We start from the raw sequence: 22,212 nt of genomic DNA, 5'->3' as shown, positions 1-22,212 counted from the left end.
GGAAGATCGCATGACGGACGACGCGCCCCATCTTCTGACGCAGGAACAGGATGGCATCCTCATCGCTACGCTGAACCGGCCGGACAAGCTCAATGCCCTGTCGGCCGAAACGATGGCACTGTTCGAGGCGGCGCTGATCCGCTTTCGCGACACGCCGGACCTGAAGGTGATGCTGGTCCGGTCGACCGGCCGCTATTTCTGTTCCGGCGCGGACATGAAGAGCGGCGGGTCGCCCAGGGAATATCCCCGCACGCCCAGCGGCATCCGCGAAAATCACCGGCTCCAGCTCAACGGGATGCAGCGCATCTATGACGAGATGGAGCATGTGGAAAAGCCGATCGTCTGCGCCATCCACGCCACCTGTGTCGGCGGCGGGCTGGAAATGGCCTTGTCCTGCGATTTCCGCCTGGCGGCCAAATCGGCCGCCTTCTCCTTCCCCGAAGGGCTGTTCGGCGTGCTGCCGGCCTCCAACGGGGTCAGCCGCCTGACCCGCATCTGCGGTCCGCACTGGGCGCGCTGGCTGATCATGGGCAACCAGAAGGCCGATGCCGACCGCGCGCTGATCATGGGCCTGGTGCATGACGTGATGCCGGACGAAGGGTTCGAGGACGCGGCCCTGGCCTTCTGCCGTCACCTCACCAAGCAGAATGGCGAGCAGATGGGCGCCGCCAAGATCGCGATCGAGCTGGCCGCCGAAGTCGGCCCGTCCATGGGGCGCCATGTCGAACGCATGGCCAACAGCGCACTGATGCTGAACCCCGCCTATCTGGAGGGGATGGAACGCTATCTGAAGGGCATTGGCGGCAAGAAGGAATAGGAGTTCGTTTGGAGAAATGCGCCTCCGGCGCATCGGCACCAGCCCACACCCCCACCCGGCCTCCCATCAGGATACCCTGTCTGGGCGATCGGGTGGGGGTGTGGGCTGGTGCGGCAATCCGGCTACGGCCGGATTTTCCAACACATGCCAAGCGCCTTCATCTGTCCACAAACTTATCCACAGCTTTTCCCACAGATTGGCGTAGGAAAAGCTGTGGATAACTTCTGTCGATAAGCCTGTGGATAAGTCGAACGCGCACCGCTCTCAGGCGCGCGCGTCCCGCAGCATCGCGCGATAGTCGCGGATGCCCAGTTCCATCAGCCGCGCCTCGGCCCGCAGCAAATGAGTGCGCGCCAGCGGATGGGGAGAATGGAGAATATTCTGCAGCGCCATGTCGGTGGTGACGGTGACGACACGCTCCAGCCCGGTCATCAGCGCGGTGCCCATGCTGAACACCGGCGATCCGGCCTCTTCGCTGCCGCCATCCATCTGGTCGACCAGCAGCCGCATCACCGGCTGGGCGGCATGGACGCGATGCAGCATCATCCGCTCATTCTGGCGATCGGCCATATTGTTGCGGAGGTGGAGCAGGCGGGAGTGCTTGACCCAAAAGCCATGATAGGCGGTGACGAAGGCCAGCGCCTTCTCGCCCAGTTCCTCCTCGCTCCATCGGGTCCGCAGCAGGCCGACATAGTCGGCCTCGGCCGTGGCCATCACCGGCTCCAGCACGGCGAGCAGCAATTCGGTGAGGTCGGAGAAATAATTATAGAGCGAAGTCATGCCGAGCGAGGCCTGGCGCGCGACCGCGCTCAGCGAAATTTCGACATCCACCGGCCCGGCCAGCAATTCATTGGTCGCCGCCAGGATACGCTCGCGCGTGTCCCGCCCCTTGCGACCCAGGCGCTGGCCATTGAGATTATGGCTCAGCGCCTTGGTGGCCCGTCCCCGGCCCTTGGGTTCCGACGGCCCGTCCGCCGCAATCGATGCCTTTGCCGTCAAAACCCGTCCTATCCATGCCCCGTCGCGCGCCTCAGGCGGCGCGCCAGGCGATCAGCTTGGTTTCCAGGAACTCCTCGATCCCTTCGAGGCCCCATTCGCGGCCTACACCACTGGCCTTGTAGCCACCGAAAGGCAAGTCGCCGGCGATGCACATGCCGCCATTGACGCTGATCGATCCGCTGCGGATCTGCTTGGCGACATTGATCGCCCGGTCAAGATTGCCCGAACTGACGCCGCCCGACAGGCCATAGCTGCTTTCATTGGCGATGCGCACCGCGTCGGCATCATCCTCGAACGGGATGACCACCAGCACCGGTCCGAAAATCTCTTCCTGGGCGATGCGCATGTCGTTGGTGACGTCGACGAAGCAGGTCGGCTCGATGAAATAGCCGCCGCCCTTGTCCGGCCGCGCCTTGCCGCCCGCCAGCAGGGTCGCGCCCTCGGCCTGGCCAATATCGACATAGGACAGCACCCGCTCCATCTGCCGCTTGGAAATGACCGGCCCCATGATGTGCTGGGGATTGTCGAAATCGCCCCAATTGTCGCCGAAGCTGGCATAGGCATGCTTCAGGATCGCCTTCGCCTCCTCATAGCGGCTGCGCGGCACCAGCAGGCGCGAATGGACGGCGCAGCCCTGGCCGGCATGGAAGACCAGCATGGTCTGGGCGACGTCCATCGCGAAATTGGCGGAATCGTCGAGCACGATCTTGGCCGACTTGCCGCCCAGTTCCAGGAAGACGCGCTTCAGCGTGGCGGCACCCTGTTCCATGATGCGCTTGCCCACGCCCGTCGATCCGGTGAAGGAGACAAGGTCGACACGCGGATCGGTGACCAGCATCTCGCCAGCCAGCGCCGGGTCGCTGCCGAACACGACGTTGATGACGCCGGCGGGGAAGCCCGCCTCCGCCGCCAGTTCGCCGAAGATGGCGCCCATGCCCGGCGTGTTGGGCGCGGGCTTCAGGATCACGGTGCAGCCAGCCAGCAGCGCGGCCACGACCTTGCCGACATTCACATAGAGCGGCACGTTCCACGGCGTGATCGCCGCGACCACGCCGACCGGCTCATAGACCGCCTTGCGCAGGCTTTCGAAGCCATAGCCGGTGCGGCCGCCATAATCCTTTTCCCATTCCAGCTTGGGAAAGACGGCGAGATAATCGTCCCAGCCGTCGAGCGCCATGTCGACATGGGCACGGCCGACCGCGCCCATGGCGGCGCCAGCCTCATGCCGGGCCAGATCCGACAGCCGTTCCTTGTTCGCCTGGAACAGGTCGCGCAGCTTCGTCACCAGCGCGACGCGCAGGTCGACATTGGTCGACCAGTCGGTTTCGTCAAAGGCGCGGCGAGCGGCGACGATCGCGGCCTCGACATCGGCGGGCGAGGCATCGGCGGCGGTGCCGACCGGCTCACCGGTCCAGGGGCCGATCACGTCAAAAGTCTTGCCGCCTTCGGCACCGCGCAGCACGCCGTCGATATAGAGCTTGGCTTCGGGAAGAGTGGCCATGATCGCCTTCCTGTGGATAACTTCTGTGGATGTTGTGGATAAGTCGCCCGGTCAGCGCTTGCGCGCGCTCAGGGCGACCGATCCGATGTGCAGGTCCGCCGGCATGTCGAGCACGGCGCGGAAGACGTCGGTGACCGAATTATAATGGCTGATGCCGCGCTCGCGCAGGTTGAGGCCGACCTTGGCATTTTCCTGGGCGAAGCGGATCGCGACATCCATCGGCCAGCTGCTGCCGGTCTTGGTCTCGTCCATCATCATGCCGGCCTGGACCACGGTGACGCGCACGCCCTCGGGCTCCAGTTCGCGCGCCCACATGTCCGACATCAGTTCCAGCCCCGCCTTGCCGCCGGCATAGAGCCACAGCATCGGCATTTTCAACGGTACGGATTCGCTGGTGACATTGATGATATGGCCACCCCCGCGCAGCAGCGGCAGCGCCTCACGCGCGCAATGGATCGGGCCCGCGACATTGGTGGCGAGCGATGCTGCGATCTGCTCGTCGCGCACCTCGGCCAGGGTGAAGGGTTCGTAGATGGCGGCATTGTTGATCAGCACGTCGATCCTGGGATGACGCTGCGCGATCGCGGCAAAGGCGGCGCGGACGGAATCGGGATTGCCGACATCGCATGCCACCGCGAAATGGGGTTCGCCCAGTTCCTGCGCGACCGCCTCGACCTTCGACAGGGTGCGGCCCAGCAGGATGACGGTTTCGCCATCGCGCGCGAACCGCCGCGCCAATGCGCGTCCCAGCCCGTCGCCCGCACCGGTAATGACGATGACCTTGCTCACCTCTCGCTCCACCTGTTCTTTTCAAACTTCATGCTAATAGCGCATGGCTTCTTCGGCCGGGCAAGGCCATGCCGCATCGCGCTTGCGATGGTTCCCCGCCTCAGCCTGCCGGCCGGGCAAAATCGGCCGGATAGACGGACAGGTCGCCATCATAGGCGATGCCGCCGGGCCAGAAGCGGGTGCCGCTGACCCTGGCGAAATAATGGACCGTGCGGGCGAAGGAGCCGGCCGATGAGCGCGGCTGGAAGGCGACGCCGCTGGGGCTGACGCCGCGCGCGCGGGCGCTGAAATCCTTGACCGTGAACAGCAAGTCGTCGGTCTGCTGGGCGCAGAAGACCAGGTCGCTGCCGGGACAATAGCGGCGCGGTTCGACCTGCAGTGGCGACAGCCGGCCACGCTTCATCGCCACCTTGCCCGGCACGCGGGTCACTTCGGGGCCATGAACCGTGTCATACCAGTGATGATATTCCGCCTCCCGCCCGGCGACGAAATTGGCGAGGATGATCGACACCCCGGAAAAGGGCTGGTCGGCCTGGTGATTGGGGCTGGAAACCCAATCGGAATACATCGCATAGCTGTGGATGCGCTCGCTTTCGTCGCTGTCGTCGATCAGCCCCGCGTCGCGCGCATCGGCCAGCAGCGGCGCGAGCGCGGGCAGGTCGATCTCCGGCATGGCATAATCGAACTCATAGACCGACAGGAAGCGCCAGGGCTGGGGAATGTCGGGCATGATCTGCTGCGGCGTGACTTCATAGCGATCGGCCGAACGAAAGCCGCGCAGCCGGGCCAGATCCTGCTGATGCGCGCCGTCGAACCAGCGGGCATAATCCTCCGCCCGGCCGGCCGCGACATTGTGCAGATGGATGGTGGTGTACAGGCTCATTCCTCGTCCCCGGCTGCCCGGCCGGCTGGTCCCGACCCTGTGTGCGGCGGCAATCCAGCATGGATGCCCCGCACATGCCAGAGCGGCCGGCCAATGATCGCCGGGGCATTGAGAAGCGGGCGCGAATTGACCCTGTCGGCAGCGCTCCCCATCCTGGCGCGGCAATCATGCCGGAAGGACGCGTGATGACCGACCCCGTAGCCGCGCCCCGCTTCGCCCTGTTCCGCGCGAAGGATGCGACCGATTTCGAGGAAAGCGGGCTGATGGCGACGGTGCCGCCGACGCCGATCGAGATGGCAGGATCGATCGCCGTGGTCGAGGCCGGCATGCTGGAAGGCACGCGGGTGAAGCTGCTCTTTTCCATGCCGGGCCTCAGCCTCACCCATGCCTGGTTCCGCAGCGGCTTCCCGCTGCCCCGCCACAGCCATGATGTCGACTGCCTCTATTTCATCCTCGCCGGATCATTGCGCATCGGCACGGAGGAACTGGGCGCCGGCGACGGCTTCTTCGTCGGCGCCAACGTCCCCTACACCTATGTGCCCGGCGACCAGGGCGTCGAGGTGCTGGAATTTCGCGGTTCCGACAGCTTCGACATCAGGATGCTCGCCAACAACCGCGCCTATTGGGACCGGGCGGTGGCGCAGGTCACGGCGCAGCGCGCCCATTGGACAGGCGAGACGCCGCCGTCGGGCCTGTCCTTCGGACCCGAAGCCGACGGCGGATAGGGGCGATCAGCCCCGGCCGTTTGCCGCCTCATGCGCGGCCAGGCGGCGCCCGGTCACCAGCGTCTGGCCGACGAACAGGATGATCAGGATCACCCCAACCGTGCCGACGAAAATGTCGAAGCCAGACCAGCGCCCGAACAGGCCGGGCTTGTCGCCCAGCACCATCATCATCACCGTCAGCGCGATCAGCATCAGCCGCAATTCGGTCGGGCCGGCCGACAGATAGGAGAGCTTGAACTCCCCCAGCACGCGGGCGGACAGATAGGCGTGGATCGACAGCAGCAGATAGCCGGCGAGCGCCACCAGGGCGACATCCATGGTGACATAGGGGCTGAGGCCGATGCCGGCGAGGATCAGCAAGGTCACCAGTCCATCGCAGCTATGGTCGATGAAATAGCCATAGGAGGGCCGTTCGATCCGGCGGTAGCGCGCCAGGCTGCCATCCATGGAATCGCCGAACCACTGGATGACATAGCCCAGGATCGCGAGCAGCAGCCAGGATGCACCGACATTGCTGGCGGTATAACCGATGAAGGTCATCAGCGCGCCGATCAGCCCCAGCAGGGTCAAAAGGTCCGGCGTGACCTGTCGCGGCATATGCGCGCACAGCCAGGTGAGAAGCTGGCGTTCGGAGCGTGCCAGGAAATTTTGCTGGATGCGGTCCAGCGTCGTGGCCGCATCATGTCTTTGATCTGTCATGATCCCTTATCGAGGAGATATGTGGCGCGGACAAGGCAACATCCCCCACACATGACGACATGGTGCCCGCCTTCCCGTTCAGGCCGGTGGCGCCTTCACGTCGATCGCCAGCCGGGTGAGGCGGGATCGGGCGATGCGCCATTGGCCGTCTTCCCGGCGATAATCTTCATGATAATGGCCGTAGCCGGTGAGCATACGCCCATCGGGCCAGACCAGATGGTCCTGCATCGCCCAGATGGCGGTCGCCTCATCGCCGTCTATGGCGATTTCGGGCGAATGGACATGATGGACGGTGCGCGCCGCGTCGATCGAGCCGCGGACGCTGGCGATCGCGACGTCGCGCCCCTCCAGCAGCGGGCCGCCCGATCCGGTCGCATCGAGCCGGAAGTCGGGCGTGAACAGCGCGGCGAATCCGTCCCAATCCTTGGTATCGAGCAGGCGGCAATAGCGCGCCTTCACATTGGCGATGGCCAGCCAGTCGGCAAAATCCGGCGCGGCCATCAGAAACGGAAACCGCGCATCTGGTTGCCGCCGTCGCACAATATCACCTGATTATTGATGAAGCTGCCCTCGTCGGAGGCGAGGAACAGGCCGAGATTGGCGATATCCTCGGCCGTGCCCTGGCGCTTGACCGACTGCATGCCCTTCAGCCGTTCCCAATTGTCGGCGGCGACGCCGTCCTGCGCCGCCTCGGTCGCCATCAGGCCCGGCGCGATGCCGACGCAGCGTATTTCGTCCTGGCCGAACTGCATCGCCATCGCATGGGTGAAGATGTTGAGCGCGGCCTTGGTGATGCCATAGGCGGTGGCCGGGTTGTAGCTGGCCATCGACGACTTGTTGATGATGACGCCCTTCGCCTTCGCCAATGCCGGCCGCAATGCTTCGGCCAGCAGCAGCGGGCCGATGGTGTTGACCGCGAAATAATGCTGCCACTTGGCCTGGCCCAGGCCGAAGAAGCCGCGCGCAATCTCGCCCAGATGCAGGCCGGCATTGTTGATCAGCACGTCGAGCCGGTCATGGACGGCCAGCACGTCGGCGGCGAAGGCCTGGATATCTGCTTCATCGCTCATGTCGACGCGATGGACGGTGGCAGTCGCGCCAAGCTGTTCGACCAGCGCCTTGCTCTCGGCCAGCCCCGCTTCGTTGATGTCGGCCAGGATCAGGTGCGCGCCCTCGCCGCCAAAGGCGAGCGCATAAGCGCGGCCAAGCCCCGCCGCGCCGCCCGTCACCAGCACGGTCTTGCCCGCGAAACGTCCCGCCATCCTCTGCCTCCTATTCTGGTTGAAACCCTATCGCCCGCGCAGATAGGCCATGGCGGCGCGTGCAGCCGCCAGCCCATCCTCGGGATTGTCGACCTCGACATAGCCGGTCACGCGGGTCAGCCGGGCGATCCGCGGCATCAGCGCGGCATAGCCCATCTCGCCACTGCCGGGCGTGACCGCATGGTCGGTGATCGCCGTGCCATGGTTCCGGTCGATATCCTTCAGATGCATCGACACCACGCGCGGTCCCAGCGCCGCCAGCAGATCGAGCGGCGCCACGCCGGCATACCAGGCCCAGGCCAGGTCGATTTCGAACGAGAGCAGGTCCGGCGCGATCCGGCTGGCCATCAGGTCGAGCGGCCGGTCGCCGTCGATCGGCATCAGATCATACCAGTGATTATGATAGGCGAGCGTCAGGCCGGCCGCCTTCGCCTTTTCTCCCAGCGCCGCAAGCTGCGGGATATAGGCGTCGAGCGCAGCGCGGGTTGTCTGGCCGAGGGTGCGGCTGGCGATGAAGATCGGCGCGGTGGTCAGCGCGACGATGTTCGCGCCGATCGCCGCCGCCTGATCGAACTGCCGGTCATAGTCCGCACCGCGCACGCCGAGCCGGACCACGCCCACCGTCATGCCGGCGTCGCGCACCATGCGGGCCTTGTCCTGAGCCGTGGGTTCGGACGGGTCGTTGGCGACATAGGAAGCGAGGCGGAAGCCGAACCGGCCATAGCCCATTGCCGCCACGGCGCGCAGCGTGCCCGCATAGTCGCGCGCCAGTTCCTTGCGCACGGTCGTGTCGGCCAGACCCAGCGTCGATGCGCCGCGCCTCGCCGCCGCCTGGCGCGGCAGCACCAAGGCCGCGCCACCGCCCAGCAGCAGCGACCGGCGACCAAGGCATTGCGGCGCCCGCAATGGCCCGGCCGGGTCGGTCACGCCGCCTCGACCTCCAGCCGCTTGACCACCAATGCCTTGAGATCAGCGGTCTTGATCTTGGCGCTGCCAGTCAGTTCCAGATCGCTTTCGGCAAAGAAGAGGACGCGGCGGGGCACCTTGAAGCTGGCCAGCTGCTCCCTGGCGAAGCCACGAATGCCGTCCTCGTCCAGCGCGGCATCCGCATGCGGGACGATGCAGGTGACCACCAGTTCGCCCAGCGTCTCATGCGGCACGCCCACGGTCTGGGTCACCTTCACCCCCGGACAGGTCTTGATGACGCTGTCGATCTCGATCGGCGAGACATTGGCGCCGCCGGTCTTGATAATGTCATTGAGCCGCCCTTCCCAGTGCAGCCGTCCTTCCGCGTCGAACCATCCGCCGTCGCCGGTGCGGAAGAAGCCCTCGCCATCGACCGAATCATCGAGCGGGATGCCGACATAGCCCAGCATCAAGGTCGGTCCCTTGACCGCGATCTCGCCCCGTTCACCGAGCGGCACGACCGCGCCGGTCAGCGGATCGACGATCTTGAAGATATTGCCGGGCAGCGGCGCGCCATGGCTGCCGGCGATCCGCTCTTCCGGCGTGCCCGACGGGAAGATCGAACTGATGGTGAAGGTTTCGGTATTGCCATAGGCGGCCATCGGTTCCTGCCAGTCGGTGCTGACGGTCGGATGGCGGCCGAGCGGATTGGCCGGATTGACATAATAGAGCGAGGACAGGTCGACATCGCCCCAATTGGGCGCGGCTTCCAGCTGCGCCCATTGATGCGGCCAGGCAAAGGCCATGGTCGCCTTTTCCGCTTCCATCAGGCTCAGCGCTTCCGCCGGCTGGAAGGTCTGTTGCAGGATCAGGCTGCCGCCGCCGGTCAGCGCGCCGCCGATCGCCATGCAGAAATTGCCCGACCAGAAAAAGCCGTTCGCCGACCAGGCGCGGGCATCGGGCTTCGCTTGCAGGAAGCGTTTCCAGCGCCAGAGCTGCAAGGTCGGGCCGCGATGGGCGCTGATGATGCCCTTGGGCTTGGCGGTGGAACCGGAGGAGAAGAAGAGCACGCCCGGATCGGCCGGCATGACGGTGGCGGCAGTCGCATCGACCAGCGCCTGATCGACCGCGTCACCGCGTGCCAGAAAGTCGTTCCAGCCCTCGATCCGGCCCATCGCTCCGTCGACGGCGGCGAGATGGCGCAGGAAGGGGAAGCGGGTGGAGACCAGCCGGCCGTCGCCCGCGACGCTGATCGCGGGTTCCAGATCGGCGAGGATCGCGCCGAAGTCCTTCTTCAGTACCGCGCGTTCGAGCAATAGCACGGAGCAGGCCGAGGACTGGACCAGATGGTCGAGTTCGGCCGGGGTCGAGAAGGTGCTGAGCGTGGCGGCGACGCCGCCCGCCAGCGCGACGCCGAACACGGCCGAGAGAAATTCCGGCCGATTGGTCATCAGCACGCCGACGCGCGTGCCCTTGCCCACGCCACAGGCGACCAGCGACCGGGCGACCGCATTGGCCTGCGCCCACAAATCGTCATGGCTCCAGCGGACCACGCCATCGGGTCCGTGGAAGACCAGCGCCTCCCGCCCGGCATGGGCCTGCGTGACCTCACGCAGCCAGCCGCCGAGCGTCAGCGTGCCAAGGCCCTCCTCTTCAACCAGAGGCGGGCCGGCGACGATCGAGAGCGCAGCCATCGGCTTAGCGGTTGACGTCGACGATGACGCGGCCGCGCACCTTGCCGGCGAGCAGGTCCGCCGCGACGCCGATCGCATCGCCCAGGCTGATTTCCTGCGCGATCACCTCCAGCAGTGCCGGGTCGAGATCGCGGGCCAGCCGCGCCCAGGCGGCGAGGCGCACGGGCTTGGGCGCCATCACGCTGTCGACGCCGAGCAGGCGCACGCCGCGCAGGATGAAGGGCATGACGGTCGCCGGGAAATCGGCGCCTTGCGCCAGGCCGCAGGCCGCCACCGCGCCGCCATAGCGGGTCTGGGCACAGGCATTGGCGAGGGTGAAGCTGCCGACCGAGTCGACCACGCCGGCCCAGCGCTCCTTCTGCAGCGGCTTGCCCTTTTCCGACAGTTCGGCGCGGTCGATCACGCCGTCGGCGCCCAGCGTCTTGAGATAGTCGCCTTCGGCCGACTTGCCGGTCGAGCCGATCACGGTGAAGCCCGCCTTCTTGAGCAGGGCAACCGCAACGCTGCCGACGCCGCCGGTCGCGCCGGTGACCAGGATTTCGCCCTGGTCGGGGGTCACGCCCGCCTTCACCAGCGCCTCGACGCAGAGCGCGGCCGTGTAGCCGGCGGTGCCGATCGCCATCGCCTGGCTGGGCGTGAAGGCGCTGGGCAGCGGCACCAGCCAGTCACCCTTCAGCCGGGCAACCTGGGAGAGGCCGCCCCAATGGCCCTCACCCACGCCCCAGCCGTTCAGCACCACCTTGTCGCCGGCCTTCCAGTCGCCATGGTCGGAACTGCGGACGGTGCCGACCAGATCGATGCCGGGCACCATCGGGAATTTGCGCACCACCGGCGAGGCACCGGTGATCGCCAGGCCATCCTTGTAGTTCAGGGTCGAATAATCGACGTCGATGGTCACATCGCCCTCGGGCAGCTGCGCCTCATCGACCTGGGCGAGCGACACGCTCTGCTTGTCGTCGGTCTTTTCGATCAGGATGGCGGAAAACATGCGGTCGGTCCTTCTTGAAGAGAGAAAGGGAAATCGGGCTGCCTATCCCTGGGCAACCCTGGGAAGCGGCGCGAGCGGACGGCCGAGCCGCTCGGCAATGTCGGGGAATTTGTCGCTGCGCATCGATCCGAACATGCAAAGGCGCAGGCATTCCTGGGCGAGGCGACGGCCAAGTGCCCGCCGTTCCCCCTCTTCACGCGCATGGCTGCGCGCCCAGATCGGCCAGAGAAAGGCGCCGGCCAGCATCAGCACCGACAGGACTTCGGCATCGACCCCCTCCTCGGCGAGATCGCTGTTGGCGAAGCGCTGGAGCGAGCCTTCATATTCGCGCCAGAAAGGGTCAGCCATCGGATCGGGCGAGGCCAGCAGCTGGAGCAGCCAGATGCGGCACAGCTCGGGATTGTCCATCGCGAACAAAGCCAGCCGGTCGGTGGTGTCGGCAATGTCGACTTCCTCGACCCGGCGCTCGCCGATCGTCTCGGGATCGCCGAAGACCGAACGGAACATGCGCTCCGACACCCAGTCCGCGGTCGCCTCGATCAGCTTCTCGCGGGTTTCGAAATGCTGATAGGCGGTGCCGCGATTGACGCCGGCGAGATGGGCGACTTCCGACAGGCTGACGCCATCCGGCCCATCCTTGGCCAGCAGCGCACGGGCTGCTTCCAATATGGCCTCGCGGGTCGCCACGGGATCGCGGGCGCGCCTTTTCCGAATGTCCGTCATGCTGCCTCACCTAGGTTGATCGTTCAGAGCCTATAATGATCAGCCCTGTTGATCGGCTCCATCCCTGCCCGCTCCGGGGCCAGAGTCAATCGCTGCGGCCCGGCGGCTGCGCCCTCATCGCTCCCGCGAAGGCCATGGCCCCAAACGCCGATCGGCCGGGCAACCCCCTGGGGCTGCCCGGCCGATCGTCTGGCCCTTGGCGCGGATGGATCAGCGCGAACCGAAGGCGAAGCGCAGATTGACGCCAAATTCGCGCGGCGGGGTGACCGTGGCACCGGTATAGGTGCTGGTATAGGTCGCCGCCGCCGTGGTCGCGCCGGTCGCGGTGAAGCCGGTGATCTGCTGATAGCCGGTGAAGAGCGGGGTGGTCCGCGTCAGCACCTTGGTCGTGTCGAACAGATTTTTGGCGAACAGCGAGATTTCCCAGCCGCCATCGGGATCGCGGATACCGGCATAGAGATTGACCAGCGCATAGGCGCTGACATCGTCATAATTATTGCCCGGATCGCCCTTCGACTTGCCGTTATAATTGACGAGGCCACGGATGAAGCCGTCGGTCTTGCCCGAAATGGTCGTGTGGAACTCGCTCTGCAACGTGGCGGTGATCGGCGGCAGGAAGGCCGCGCGCTGGCTCACGGCGCAAGCCGACAGATTATCGGCACCCACGGCCGCCTGCAGCTCCGCCAGGCTCGGCGCATTGCCGACCGGATCGGGGATGCCGTCACCGTTCAGGTCGTTGCACGGGATGGTGCCGTTCTTGATCTTGCCGAGCGAATAGCTGCCGGTCAGATTGACGTTCCAGCTGCGGGTGATGTCGAAGCCCAGTTCGCTTTCCACGCCGTTCACCTCGACCGGGACGGCGCCCACGAAGTTGAACGAGCCGACCTGCTGCGCGGTGCCGGTCACCTGGCCGGCTGCATTGCGGACGGCGACGGTGTTCACATAATAAACGCCGTTGTTGGGCACGCGATAGGGGAAATTCTTGTACTTCTGGTGATAGGCGGTGACGTTGAAGCGCATCCGCCCGCCCATCAGCGTGCTCTTGAAGCCCAGCTCATAGGATTTGGAGGTTTCGGGCGGCAGGTCGAGGAAGGACCGCTCCAGCGCCGACGGCGCGATGTTGAAGTCGCCGACCACGTTGATGCCCGGACGGAAGGAGCTGCCGGTGGCGGCATAGACCAGGAAGTCCGGCGTGAAATTATGCTTGATCGACGCGCTGTAGATCAGCTTGTCGGTATCCTGCGAGTCCGCGGCGATGGTGTTGCCGTTGACCGCCAGATAGTTGTTCGACTTGTACTTGATCTGGCGCAGGCCGCCCGACAATTCGGTTGCCTCGCCGAAATGGGCGGTCAGGTTGCCGAAGAAGGACTGTTCGTGCGACTTGCCGGTGCGGTCGATCTCGGTCTGCACCACCGAGGCGATGCCGCCGCCAAGCGCGGCAGGCAGGCGCACGATGGTCGGCGAGGTCAGGTGCGTCGGCGGGTTGAGCCGGTCGTCGAAGAAGCCGATGACATAGTCGAACATGTCGAAGACACGCTCTTCATTCTGCAACCGGATTTCATGCGAGGTTTCCTTGGCCACCGTGTCGGTGATCTGGTTGACGTCGCGGCCGATGAAGAAATTGCCATCGTCGACATTGTCGGTCGAATGGAATTTCTGCTTGGTATACATGCCCTGATAGATCAGGCGCTGGCCGGCAAAGGCCAGTTCCGACCGCCAGTTGAAGATGTCGAAGCGCTGGTTGATGATGCGCGGCTGTTCCTGGATCGACAGGCGATCCTTGGCCGTGATCAGCACCGGGCTGGGCGTGGCGTCGGGATTGGCCTCGCTGAAGGAAATCGCCTGGTCATAGGTCCGCGCATCGCGGTCCATATATTGATAGGTGCCCTCCAGCTTCAGCCAGTCGGTCGGCTCGATCGTACCGACGATACGCGTGCTCTTGGTGCGCGACCAGGGGCTCGGTCCGCCGCTGATCGGGCGAACGCGATCGGCATCATCCTCGTTCCAGACGCCCGACACGCGGATGCCGGCAATCCCTTCGATGATCGGCAGGTTGAGCCCGCCCTTGAAGTTGAGCGTGCCGATATCGTTGCCGGTCCAGTCGATGAAACCGCCGAACTGGTTGAGGTCGGGCTTGCGCGTGGTGATGGTGATCGAACCCGACGGCGAAGCGCGGCCGCGCAGCGTGCCCTGCGGCCCGCGCTGCACTTCGATCTGGCCGATGTCGTACATCTGCTGCAGCACGGCGCCCGGCGAGAGCGGCGCGTCGTTGAAGTAGAATTGGATGGTGCCGCTGTTGCCGCTGGCATTGGCGTCGAAATTCACGCCGCGCAGGCGCGCATTGCCGCCGATGCCATTGGCATTGTTGGTCAGTTCAAGGCCCGGCGCCAGCGCCTGGACTTCGTTGAAGGTGCGGATGTTGAGGTTGCCGATCGCCTGTTCGGTGACCGCGTTGACCACCGCGGGCACGTCCTGAATGTCTTCGCCGCGACGACGCGCCTCGACGATGATGATCTGGGCATCGAAACCGGTGTTGCTGGTTGCAGCCTGTTCCTCGGGCGCCTGGGCAAGAGCCGGCGTCGCGATGGTGAGTGCCGCGACACTCGCGCCGATCAAATAATAGGCCGACATGCGATTCATAAGTGAAGCCTCCCCAAATAAACATCATGTTGACTATTGAGTCACCATTGATGCAGTGATCTTTTTTGCTTTGGTTGATTCTCGTTATGCCTGATATTGGTGGCCCGAGAAGCCCGGCCGCCTTGCAGATGGCGACATATCGCCATCGCGATTCCACCAGATCGTCACTGATCCCCCAGGCGATTTGCGCCTGCCCATTCCCCCTGCATGATCGCCAGCCGATGGCGCATGAGAGGGGAGAGCGCAATGGACATGCAAATGACGGGCAGGGTCGCGATCGTGACCGGCGCGACCGCCAATATCGGCCGCGCCATCAGCCTGGGGCTGGCGGCCGAAGGGGTGAAGCTGGTCGCGGTGGGGCGCGACCAGGCGGCTGGCGCCCGGCTGGTGGAGCAGGCCGTCGCCGCCGGCGCGCAGGACGCCTGTTTCGTGGCGGCCGACCTCAGCGATCCGGCCGCGCCGGGGCAGATCCTGGCGGCGGCCTCCGCGCTGGGCGAGGTCGCGACCCTGGTCAACAATGTCGGCGGCAATATCGGCGCGGGATTCTTCGTCGATTCCGATCCGGCAAGCTGGGCTGGCGACATCGACCTCAACCTCGGCACGCTGCTGCGCATGACCCATGCGGTGTTGCCGGGCATGATCGCGCGCAAGGCGGGCGCGATCGTCAACATCGGCTCCACCGCGGGCATCGTCGGCGACTATATGCTGCCGGTTTATTCGGCGGCCAAGGCGGCAGTCCACGGCTTTACCAAAGTGCTGGCGAAGGAAGTCGGGCCGCACGGCATCCGCGTCAATTGCGTCGCCCCCTATGGCACCGTGTCGCGCGATCCCGCCGCCTTCTCCAGCGGCAGCCGATTCCACCCCGATCGCAACTTCTTTGGCCGGGCCTTTGCCAGCACCAGCCCAAAGGACATGGAGAAGCGGTCGCGCCAGACGGTGCTGGGCCGGCCCGTCGCCTTTGCCGAGGAAGTCGCCTCACTCGCCGTCTATCTGGCGTCGGACCAGGCCGGCTTCATCACCGGCCAGGTCTATCCGGTCGACGGCGGCAGCCTGCTGTGAATCAGGCGTCGGGCGGACCGAAGCGGAAGATCGTCATCTTGTTGCCGTCCAGATCACGGAAATAGGCACCGTAGAAGCCGTTGGGATCATCACCGCGAATGCCGGGCTTGCCCTCGCACTTGCCGCCCAGTTCGAGCGCGCGGGCATGGACCGCATCGACCTGTGCCCGACTGTCCGCCTGGATGCCGACCTGATTGCCATTGCCCGGCGTTGCATCCCCCTCGAACGGAATGCCGATCAGCAGCATGCCGCCCTCGGCGGTCTTGTAGGCGATCAGGTCGGGCCGGTCATAGGCGCGCACCGCGCCCAGCAGTCCGGCAATGCCGTCATAGAAACGCTTCGCGCCGTCGAGGTCGCGAGTGCCGAAACGGGCCATGCTGATCATATTCGCTCTCCCTTTCAAAGCATCGCGCGCAAAAGTGGGAACCGGTTTTGCGCAACAGCGATGCGACAACAAAGACCTGGAGCGCGCTGCGCGCTCTAGAGGCCGCCCATGCCGCGCCAGCGGTCCGGCCCCATCCACACATATTCGACATAATGGCCGAGCCATTCCCGCGTATCGAGATAGACGAATTCCAGCATGCCCGGCGTCCCGCCCTTGAGCACAACCGGATAGGGCTGGTCCTCGACCCGCGCCATGAAGGCCGCCCAGTCATCGACCCGGTTGCAGATATGGTGGAACACCAGCCGGTCGTCGTCGGGCAGCGCATCGCGATAGAGCGCCAGCACATCGCCCGAGATCGGCTGGATCAGTTCGAACTGCATGTCGTCGACCCAGACGAAGGCGAGCTTCTGCACCCCCTGCCCCTCGCCCTGCGGCGTCCAGAGCTGCACCGGCACCTCGATCTCCGACAGGGAGCGGACATCCGCCTGATCGCGGAACTGGGCGACGGCCTTGTCGACATTGCGGGTGACATAGGCGTTCTGGAAATGATGGCCGGTCAGCATGGCTCAGCCCTCCCGCGCGACGTCATAGCGCGAAAGATAGCGCTCGAAATGCGGCGCCAATTGCTCCACCGACAGGCCATATTGGGCGAGCTTATAGTCGTGGCGACCGAACTTGCCCTGCGGATTATCGTCCAGCCAGGCTTGCATCGCCGCCTCTGCTTCCGGCGTGAAGGCATCGCCCAGCGCCGCGTAGAGCCGGCGCATCGTGCCGATCGGATCGCTGGTGAGGTCGGCATAATGGACGTCGACCATGCTGTCCTCGCCCAGCCGCTCGCGCGCATCCATGATCCGGTCGGCATGCAGCTTTGCCTGATAGGTGCAATTTTCCGCCAGCCATTCGGGATCGACCCGGCCGGTAAAGGCCATCTGCCCCAGGCTGATGATCGAGCAGAAGCTGCCCATGGCGGTGTAGGGATCGCGATGGGTCCAGATGAAGCGGGCGTCGGGATAGATTTTGCGGATCGTCTCGATCCACAGGCTGTGGCTCGGCATTTTGAGGTTCCACACGCCCGGCGCATCGGCCTGCAGCAATTGCAGGAAGCGTTTGTGATAGGCGTAAGCCGACGTCATGTCGGTCGAGAACAGCCAGTCGCGATAATTGGGCAGCTTCCCCCGCGATTCCAGCGCCAGCGCCTTGAAATCATGCGCCATGAAAAAGATGCATTCATTGGGATAGACGGCCGAATTGCGATAATATTTGCCCATTTCCGGCCGGGCGGCGAGCATCGCCTTTTCCTGCTCAAGCCGGGCGATGGCACGCGGGTCGCTCTTGAGCGTCGCGCTGGTCGCTGGCGGTACCGGTTCGTCAATCTCCCAGGTCAGCGGCGAGCGCCGGGCCGGATCGCAGGCCAGCAGATTGCTGAGCAGGGTCGTGCCGGTGCGCGGAATGCCGAAGACGAAGACCGGCCGTTCGACCGGCCGTTCCAGCAGTTCGGGCCGCTGCGCCAGATAGTCGGTGGTCCTGAGGCGATTGGACAGGAGGTCAACGACATTGGCCTCCATCCGCGCATGGCCGCTGTCCGACAGGCCGGCCTGGTTCGCGTCGGCCAGCAATATGTCCAGCCCTTCACGATAACTGTCGGAATCGAAGCGATCGAGGCCGGTGGCCTTGATCGCACGGTCGATCAGCGCGTCGGCAACCAAAGCAGCGCCCATGGCATGTCTCTCCTGATGTCTTTTGCCGCCATCATGGGCAGCCGGGCGAGGCGCGCCAATGCTGCCCGATCAAGTGAACGGGACGGACTATCGACATCGGGCCATATCAGAAGCGCGCAGCCACCCCCTATCGCGGGCGCGATGTCAGATGCTGGCGAAACTGGCGCGGCGTCGCCCCGGTGGCGCGGCGAAAGGCGAAGGCGAAGCTGGAAGGCGAGGCGAATCCGAGCGCGAAGGCGATCTCCTTGATGCTCTCGCTCGACCCCAGATAGCGTTTGGCGACATCGATCCGGCACTGGACGATATAGTCGCCGATCGAACAGCCCCGGCTGGCGCGGAAGCCGCGCGTCAGTTGCCGCACCGACAGGTTGCACAGAGTCGCCAGCTCCTCCAGCGAGGGCGACGCGCCGCCCAGTTGCAGCCGCTCGTCGATCCGCCGCAGCCGCCAGGTGGCAAGCCCTCCGGTCGCCGGTCCCTCGGCGATCGCCTGGCAATAGCGCGCCACCTCGATCGCCAGTTGCCCGGCGATCAGTTCGGTCAGCACGATGCTGCCCGGCCCCGGCCGGTTCACCTCCTCCGCCAGGCGGAACAGGCAGGCGCGCATATGCGGATGGGCGATGTCGAGACAGGCCGCGAGCCGACTGTCGGTCCATTCGATCGGGCCGTCGAGCCAGCGGTCGATCGCCTCCGCCTTGATCTCGCACACGACCGAAGACTGGCTGCCCTGCCCTTCGGTCCGCAACCGCAAGGCTTGCCCCGGCGGCACCAGGAAAATCTCGCCCAGCCGCTCATAGCGATGCGGCCCCCAATGCTCGGCATAGCAGCCGCGCACCCGCTCAGGCCGGGGGGTCAGGCACATGTCGAGCCAATAATGGCGCTCGCGCCGGAAAATGCGGTCGGTCGGCCCCGCCAGGTCGAGCCGCATGATCCGCGCCTGCGCCTGCGGCACTGCAATCTCGGCCTCGAAAACCGACCTGGCATAGGATTCCGCCATCGCTCCCCCGCTCTCTGGCCATGTTTGGCCCTATCGCTGCACTATGGCTCATTCTCGACAGTCTGGTCAATTGCGTCGGCGCCGGAGTCGCCCCCATCCTTGGGCCATCAGGCAAGCCGCCAACGATGCGGCACCCTATGGAGAGAGATGAATGGCTAAGGGTCTTTTCGACTGCACGGGCAAGGTCACGCTGGTCACCGGCGGCAATGGCGGCATTGGCCTGGGCTTCGCCATGGGCGTCGCCAAGATGGGCGGCGACATCGCCATCTGGGCGCGCAATGCGGACAAGAACGAAGCCGCCGCTGCCGCCCTGCGCGCGGCGGGCGCCGGCCGGGTCGAAACCTATCAGGTCGATGTCGCGTCGGAAGAGGCGATCGTCGACGGCTATGCCAAATTGCTCGCCGATTTCGGCCGCATCGACTGCGTTTTCGCCAATTCGGGTCGCGCCTCGCGCTCGCGCTCGGTGCTGACGCTGGATGCGGCGGAATGGCATGATCTGCTGGCGGTCAACCTGCACGGCGCCTTCTTCACCCTGCGCGAAGGGGCCAAGGCGATGGTCGCCCGCGCCGAGGCCGGCGAACCGGGCGGCAGCCTGGTCTATTGCGGCAGCCTGTCGATGTTCCATGGCATTGCCGGTATCAACAATTATGCCGCATCGAAGGGCGGCATGGGCGCAGCCGTGCGCGGCATGGCGGCCGAGCTGGGCAAATATGAGATCCGCGCCAACAGCATTGCGCCCGGCTATATCAAGACCGGCATCGGCGGCGATGGCGAAATGAGCGAGGAGATGAAGGCCCGCATGGCCGCCGTCGACGCGCATTTCTCGGCCAAGACGCCGATCCATCGCCCCGGCACGATCGAAGATTTCGAAGGCATCGGCGCCTATCTCGCCTCCGACGCGTCGCGCTATCATAGCGGCGACACGATCGTCATCGACGGCGGCAGCCTCGTCTACCCGCCCTACGCCTTCTGAGCCGATCGAAGGAGCGCCCCGATGCACCTGCTCAACATCCATGATGTGAACGACGTCCGGCTCGACGCCTATCAGCGGCCCGAGCCCGGCCCGAAAGACGTCGTCGTGAAGATGAAGGCCTGCGGCATTTGCGGCAGCGACCTCAGCTATATCAAGAATGGCGGCATTCCCGGCCCCGGCAAGCTGACCGCGCTCGGCCATGAGGGCGCGGGCGAGATCATGATTGTGGGTGACGAGGTCACGGGCGTCAGCGTCGGCCAGAGCGTCATCATCAACCCGATGATGACGCCCAGCTTCATCGGCAGCGGCGGACCGGAGGGCGCCTTTACCGAGGAATTGCTGGTCCGCGACGCGCGGCTGGGCGACAGCCTGCTGCCGATCCCGGACGGCATATCCTATGATGTCGCCGCCATGTGCGAACCGCTGTCGGTGGCGATGCACGGCGTCAACCGGGCGCAGGCCAAGGCCGGCGACAAGGTCGTCATCTTCGGTTGCGGCCCGATCGGCCTTGGCATGGTGCTGTGGGCGATCGACCGGGGATGCCAGGATGTGATCGCGCTCGACCTGGCCGAGGAACGGCTGGAACGCGCCCGCGCGCTCGGCGCCCACACGATCAATCCGGCCAAGGAAGATGTGATCGCCCGGATCAAGGCGATCCATGGCACCACCACCGTGTTCGGCCGCGAAAAGGCGCAGACCGACGCCTATATCGATGCGGCCGGCGCGCCCTCCATCCTGTCCGACGTGATCGCCATGGCCAAGACCCATGCCCGCCATGTCATCACCGCCGCCTATATGAAGCCGATCGAGCTGCCCGCCGGCCCGATGCTGACGACGGAAATGACGATCACCACGGCGGTCGGCTATCCGACCGAAATGCCCGACGTGATCGCCGCCATGCCGCGCCTCAAGGACAAGATCGCGGCGCTGATCAGCCACAAGCTGCCCTTCGCGCAGGTGATGGAGGGGCTGGAAATCGCCGCCCGCCCGCAATCCGCCAAGGTCATGATCGAGTTCGAGGGAGCCGACGCATGAGCACGCAATCCACTGCAGAGAAGCCGCAGACACCTTTGGGTGCCCTCGTCATGGCCGGACAGGGCCAGACCGACGCCGAAGCCATTACCGACAGCATCTTCATGGTGAAGGATATTTCCAACGCCTATCTGGTGACGACGGGCGATGGCGACCTGCTGGTCAATACCGGCTTCCTCGGCAATGGCGCGCGCAACAAGGGGCTGTTCGCGCCCCACCGCACCGGCGCGCTGAAGCGCATCATCGTCACCCAGGCCCATCCCGACCATTATGGCGCCCTGCCCGACCAGCAGGAGCCGGGTACGGAGGTGATCACGGGTGTCAATTTCGTTGACACCGAAGACTATTTCGACCGGCTCGGCCCGTTCCTCGGCATCCGATCGGGCAAGCTCTGGGCGTCGATGACCCGGCGCGACGGCCCACCGCCCAAGCCGCCGCGCATCGTCCCCGACCGCATGGTCGAGACCGTCCATGCCTTTGAACAGGGCGGCCGCAAGTTCGAGGTGGTGAAGACGCCGGGCGGCGAGACGCTCTGCTCGGTGTTCGTCTGGATGCCCGAGGAAAAGATCATTTTCACCGGCAATCTGTTCGGCCCGGTGTGGCGCTCCATGCCCAATCTGGTGACGATGCGCGGCGACCGCCCCCGGCTGGTGCGCGCCTATCTCCAGTCGCTGGAGCATGTCCGGTCGCTGGCGCCCGAACTGGTCATCACCGGCCATGGCGATCCGATCCGTGGCGCAGACACGATCCGCGCCGATCTCGACCGGATGCATGCCGCCGTCACCTATATCGAGCGCGAGACGATCGCCGGCATGAATGCCGGCCGGCATGTCCAGGATCTGATGCGCGAGATCGTCCTGCCCGAGGAGATCCGCATCGGCGAATTCCATGGCAAGACCAGTTGGGTGGTGCGCGCCATCTGGGAGGAAAATGCCGGCTGGTTCCATTATGAGGATGGCACCACTGCCCTTTATGGCGTGCCGCGCCCGACCGTCTATCCCGACCTTGTGGAACTGGCCGGCGGCGCCGGGGCGCTCGCCGCCCGCGCCCATGTCCATGCCGCGGCGGGGCGCCCGCTCGAGGCGCTGCACCTGCTTGACATCGCGCTGGGCGTCGCGCCCGACCATGAGGCAGCGCTGACCGTCAAGAAGGCGGCGCTCGAACAATTGCTCGCCCGCAGCGGCGGCACCAACCTGTCCGAAACCATGTGGCTGAAGGCGGAAATCGCCGACGCCGAAAAGCGGCTCCCGGCCGCCTGACCCCCATTTCAGGAAGCATAATCATGGCACGCAGTCTTACGCACCTCGAACGCCTTGAGGCGGAGAGTATACATATATTGCGGGAGGTAGTGTCGGAGGCGGATCGGCCTGTGATGCTGTACTCGGTGGGCAAGGATTCGGCGGTGATGCTGCATCTGGCCAAGAA

General features: G+C 65.4%; 22 protein-coding genes and 1 pseudogene. 7 read left to right on the top strand and 16 right to left on the bottom strand.

The window, feature by feature from the left end; translation table 11 throughout:
• The first annotated feature begins 10 nt into the window (after nt 1-10).
• Nucleotides 11-817: an enoyl-CoA hydratase/isomerase family protein gene (locus A0U87_RS17750; RefSeq protein ID WP_010336463.1), complete on the top strand. Its 807-nt coding sequence runs from the start codon at nt 11-13 to the stop codon at nt 815-817.
• A gap of 264 nt (nt 818-1,081) precedes the next feature.
• Here A0U87_RS17750 and A0U87_RS17745 read toward each other — a convergent pair whose 3' ends face one another.
• The 4 genes from A0U87_RS17745 to A0U87_RS17730 all read right to left on the bottom strand — a co-directional run bounded on the left by A0U87_RS17745 (nt 1,082) and on the right by A0U87_RS17730 (nt 4,989).
• A complete protein-coding gene (locus tag A0U87_RS17745) occupies nt 1,082-1,816 on the bottom strand; it encodes a transcriptional regulator (RefSeq protein WP_010336464.1) in 735 nt (244 codons plus the stop codon).
• A gap of 31 nt (nt 1,817-1,847) precedes the next feature.
• Complete coding sequence (locus A0U87_RS17740; protein WP_048939232.1) at nt 1,848-3,317, bottom strand: aldehyde dehydrogenase family protein; 1,470 nt, start codon at nt 3,315-3,317, stop codon at nt 1,848-1,850.
• Between the two features lie 51 nt (nt 3,318-3,368).
• Nucleotides 3,369-4,106, bottom strand: coding sequence for an SDR family oxidoreductase (locus A0U87_RS17735; protein ID WP_048939233.1), 738 nt, complete (start codon nt 4,104-4,106; stop codon nt 3,369-3,371).
• 100 nt (nt 4,107-4,206) lie between these two features.
• The gene (locus A0U87_RS17730) at nt 4,207-4,989 is read right to left on the bottom strand and encodes a hypothetical protein (protein ID WP_048939234.1); all 783 of its coding nucleotides are present in this window, start codon (nt 4,987-4,989) and stop codon (nt 4,207-4,209) included.
• Between the two features lie 185 nt (nt 4,990-5,174).
• Here A0U87_RS17730 and A0U87_RS17725 point away from each other — a divergent pair, with 185 nt between their 5' ends.
• Nucleotides 5,175-5,714, top strand: a complete 540-nt coding sequence (locus A0U87_RS17725) for a cupin domain-containing protein (RefSeq protein WP_048939235.1) — start codon at nt 5,175-5,177, stop codon at nt 5,712-5,714.
• Nucleotides 5,715-5,720: 6 nt separating this feature from the next.
• On the opposite strand, the gene A0U87_RS17720 is transcribed toward A0U87_RS17725, so the two are convergent.
• The 8 genes from A0U87_RS17720 to A0U87_RS17685 form a co-directional block, all read right to left on the bottom strand.
• Entirely contained in the window at nt 5,721-6,413 is a 693-nt protein-coding gene (locus A0U87_RS17720) for a CDP-alcohol phosphatidyltransferase family protein (protein ID WP_017501849.1), read from the bottom strand.
• Nucleotides 6,414-6,491: 78 nt separating this feature from the next.
• Nucleotides 6,492-6,914, bottom strand: coding sequence for a nuclear transport factor 2 family protein (locus A0U87_RS17715; protein ID WP_048939236.1), 423 nt, complete (start codon nt 6,912-6,914; stop codon nt 6,492-6,494).
• Nucleotides 6,914-7,675 carry an SDR family oxidoreductase gene (locus tag A0U87_RS17710; protein WP_017501847.1) on the bottom strand — a complete coding sequence of 254 codons (762 nt, stop codon included), beginning with the start codon at nt 7,673-7,675 and terminating at the stop codon, nt 6,914-6,916. The genes A0U87_RS17715 and A0U87_RS17710 overlap by 1 nt, the downstream gene beginning before the upstream one ends.
• Before the next feature lie 27 nt (nt 7,676-7,702).
• On the bottom strand, nt 7,703-8,602 hold the full coding sequence (locus A0U87_RS17705) for a TIM barrel protein (protein WP_048939237.1): 900 nt from the start codon (nt 8,600-8,602) through the stop codon (nt 7,703-7,705).
• Nucleotides 8,599-10,275 carry a class I adenylate-forming enzyme family protein gene (locus A0U87_RS17700; RefSeq protein ID WP_048939238.1) on the bottom strand — a complete coding sequence of 559 codons (1,677 nt, stop codon included), beginning with the start codon at nt 10,273-10,275 and terminating at the stop codon, nt 8,599-8,601. Before A0U87_RS17700 ends, A0U87_RS17705 begins: the two co-directional genes overlap by 4 nt.
• A 4-nt stretch (nt 10,276-10,279) precedes the next feature.
• The gene (locus tag A0U87_RS17695; protein ID WP_017501844.1) at nt 10,280-11,263 is read right to left on the bottom strand and encodes an MDR family oxidoreductase; all 984 of its coding nucleotides are present in this window, start codon (nt 11,261-11,263) and stop codon (nt 10,280-10,282) included.
• 42 nt (nt 11,264-11,305) lie between these two features.
• Nucleotides 11,306-11,986, bottom strand: a complete 681-nt coding sequence (locus A0U87_RS17690) for a TetR/AcrR family transcriptional regulator (RefSeq protein WP_048939240.1) — start codon at nt 11,984-11,986, stop codon at nt 11,306-11,308.
• A 210-nt stretch (nt 11,987-12,196) separates the two neighbouring features.
• On the bottom strand, nt 12,197-14,626 hold the full coding sequence (locus A0U87_RS17685; RefSeq protein WP_048939241.1) for a TonB-dependent receptor: 2,430 nt from the start codon (nt 14,624-14,626) through the stop codon (nt 12,197-12,199).
• A 258-nt stretch (nt 14,627-14,884) separates the two neighbouring features.
• On the opposite strand from A0U87_RS17685, the gene A0U87_RS17680 reads away from it, so the two are divergent.
• Nucleotides 14,885-15,685, top strand: a complete 801-nt coding sequence (locus A0U87_RS17680) for an SDR family NAD(P)-dependent oxidoreductase (RefSeq protein WP_234415705.1) — start codon at nt 14,885-14,887, stop codon at nt 15,683-15,685.
• A 1-nt stretch (nt 15,686) separates the two neighbouring features.
• Here the strand turns inward: A0U87_RS17680 and A0U87_RS17675 are convergent, their stop codons facing one another.
• The 4 genes from A0U87_RS17675 to A0U87_RS17660 all read right to left on the bottom strand — a co-directional run bounded on the left by A0U87_RS17675 (nt 15,687) and on the right by A0U87_RS17660 (nt 18,782).
• Complete coding sequence (locus A0U87_RS17675; protein ID WP_037518825.1) at nt 15,687-16,070, bottom strand: VOC family protein; 384 nt, start codon at nt 16,068-16,070, stop codon at nt 15,687-15,689.
• A 95-nt stretch (nt 16,071-16,165) separates the two neighbouring features.
• A complete protein-coding gene (locus tag A0U87_RS17670) occupies nt 16,166-16,633 on the bottom strand; it encodes a VOC family protein (RefSeq protein ID WP_048939243.1) in 468 nt (155 codons plus the stop codon).
• Nucleotides 16,634-16,636: 3 nt separating this feature from the next.
• Nucleotides 16,637-17,788 carry a sulfotransferase gene (locus A0U87_RS17665; RefSeq protein ID WP_048939244.1) on the bottom strand — a complete coding sequence of 384 codons (1,152 nt, stop codon included), beginning with the start codon at nt 17,786-17,788 and terminating at the stop codon, nt 16,637-16,639.
• 127 nt (nt 17,789-17,915) lie between these two features.
• Complete coding sequence (locus A0U87_RS17660) at nt 17,916-18,782, bottom strand: AraC family transcriptional regulator (RefSeq protein ID WP_048939245.1); 867 nt, start codon at nt 18,780-18,782, stop codon at nt 17,916-17,918.
• Nucleotides 18,783-18,933: 151 nt separating this feature from the next.
• On the opposite strand from A0U87_RS17660, the gene A0U87_RS17655 reads away from it, so the two are divergent.
• The 4 genes and pseudogenes from A0U87_RS17655 to A0U87_RS26790 form a co-directional block, all read left to right on the top strand.
• Nucleotides 18,934-19,755: an SDR family oxidoreductase gene (locus A0U87_RS17655; RefSeq protein WP_048939246.1), complete on the top strand. Its 822-nt coding sequence runs from the start codon at nt 18,934-18,936 to the stop codon at nt 19,753-19,755.
• Between the two features lie 21 nt (nt 19,756-19,776).
• The gene (locus A0U87_RS17650) at nt 19,777-20,790 is read left to right on the top strand and encodes a zinc-binding dehydrogenase (RefSeq protein ID WP_048939247.1); all 1,014 of its coding nucleotides are present in this window, start codon (nt 19,777-19,779) and stop codon (nt 20,788-20,790) included.
• The gene (locus tag A0U87_RS17645) at nt 20,787-22,046 is read left to right on the top strand and encodes an alkyl sulfatase dimerization domain-containing protein (RefSeq protein ID WP_048939248.1); all 1,260 of its coding nucleotides are present in this window, start codon (nt 20,787-20,789) and stop codon (nt 22,044-22,046) included. Before A0U87_RS17650 ends, A0U87_RS17645 begins: the two co-directional genes overlap by 4 nt.
• Nucleotides 22,047-22,069: 23 nt before the next feature.
• A pseudogene (locus tag A0U87_RS26790) lies at nt 22,070-22,212 on the top strand (sulfate adenylyltransferase small subunit); the annotation flags it as partial.

This window comes from Sphingobium sp. MP9-4, from assembly GCF_005281675.1.
In the GTDB taxonomy this organism is placed as follows: Bacteria; Pseudomonadota; Alphaproteobacteria; order Sphingomonadales; family Sphingomonadaceae; genus Sphingobium; species Sphingobium yanoikuyae.
Note: the sequence above shows the minus strand (reverse complement) of the source record. Positions and strands in the feature narration are given on the sequence as shown.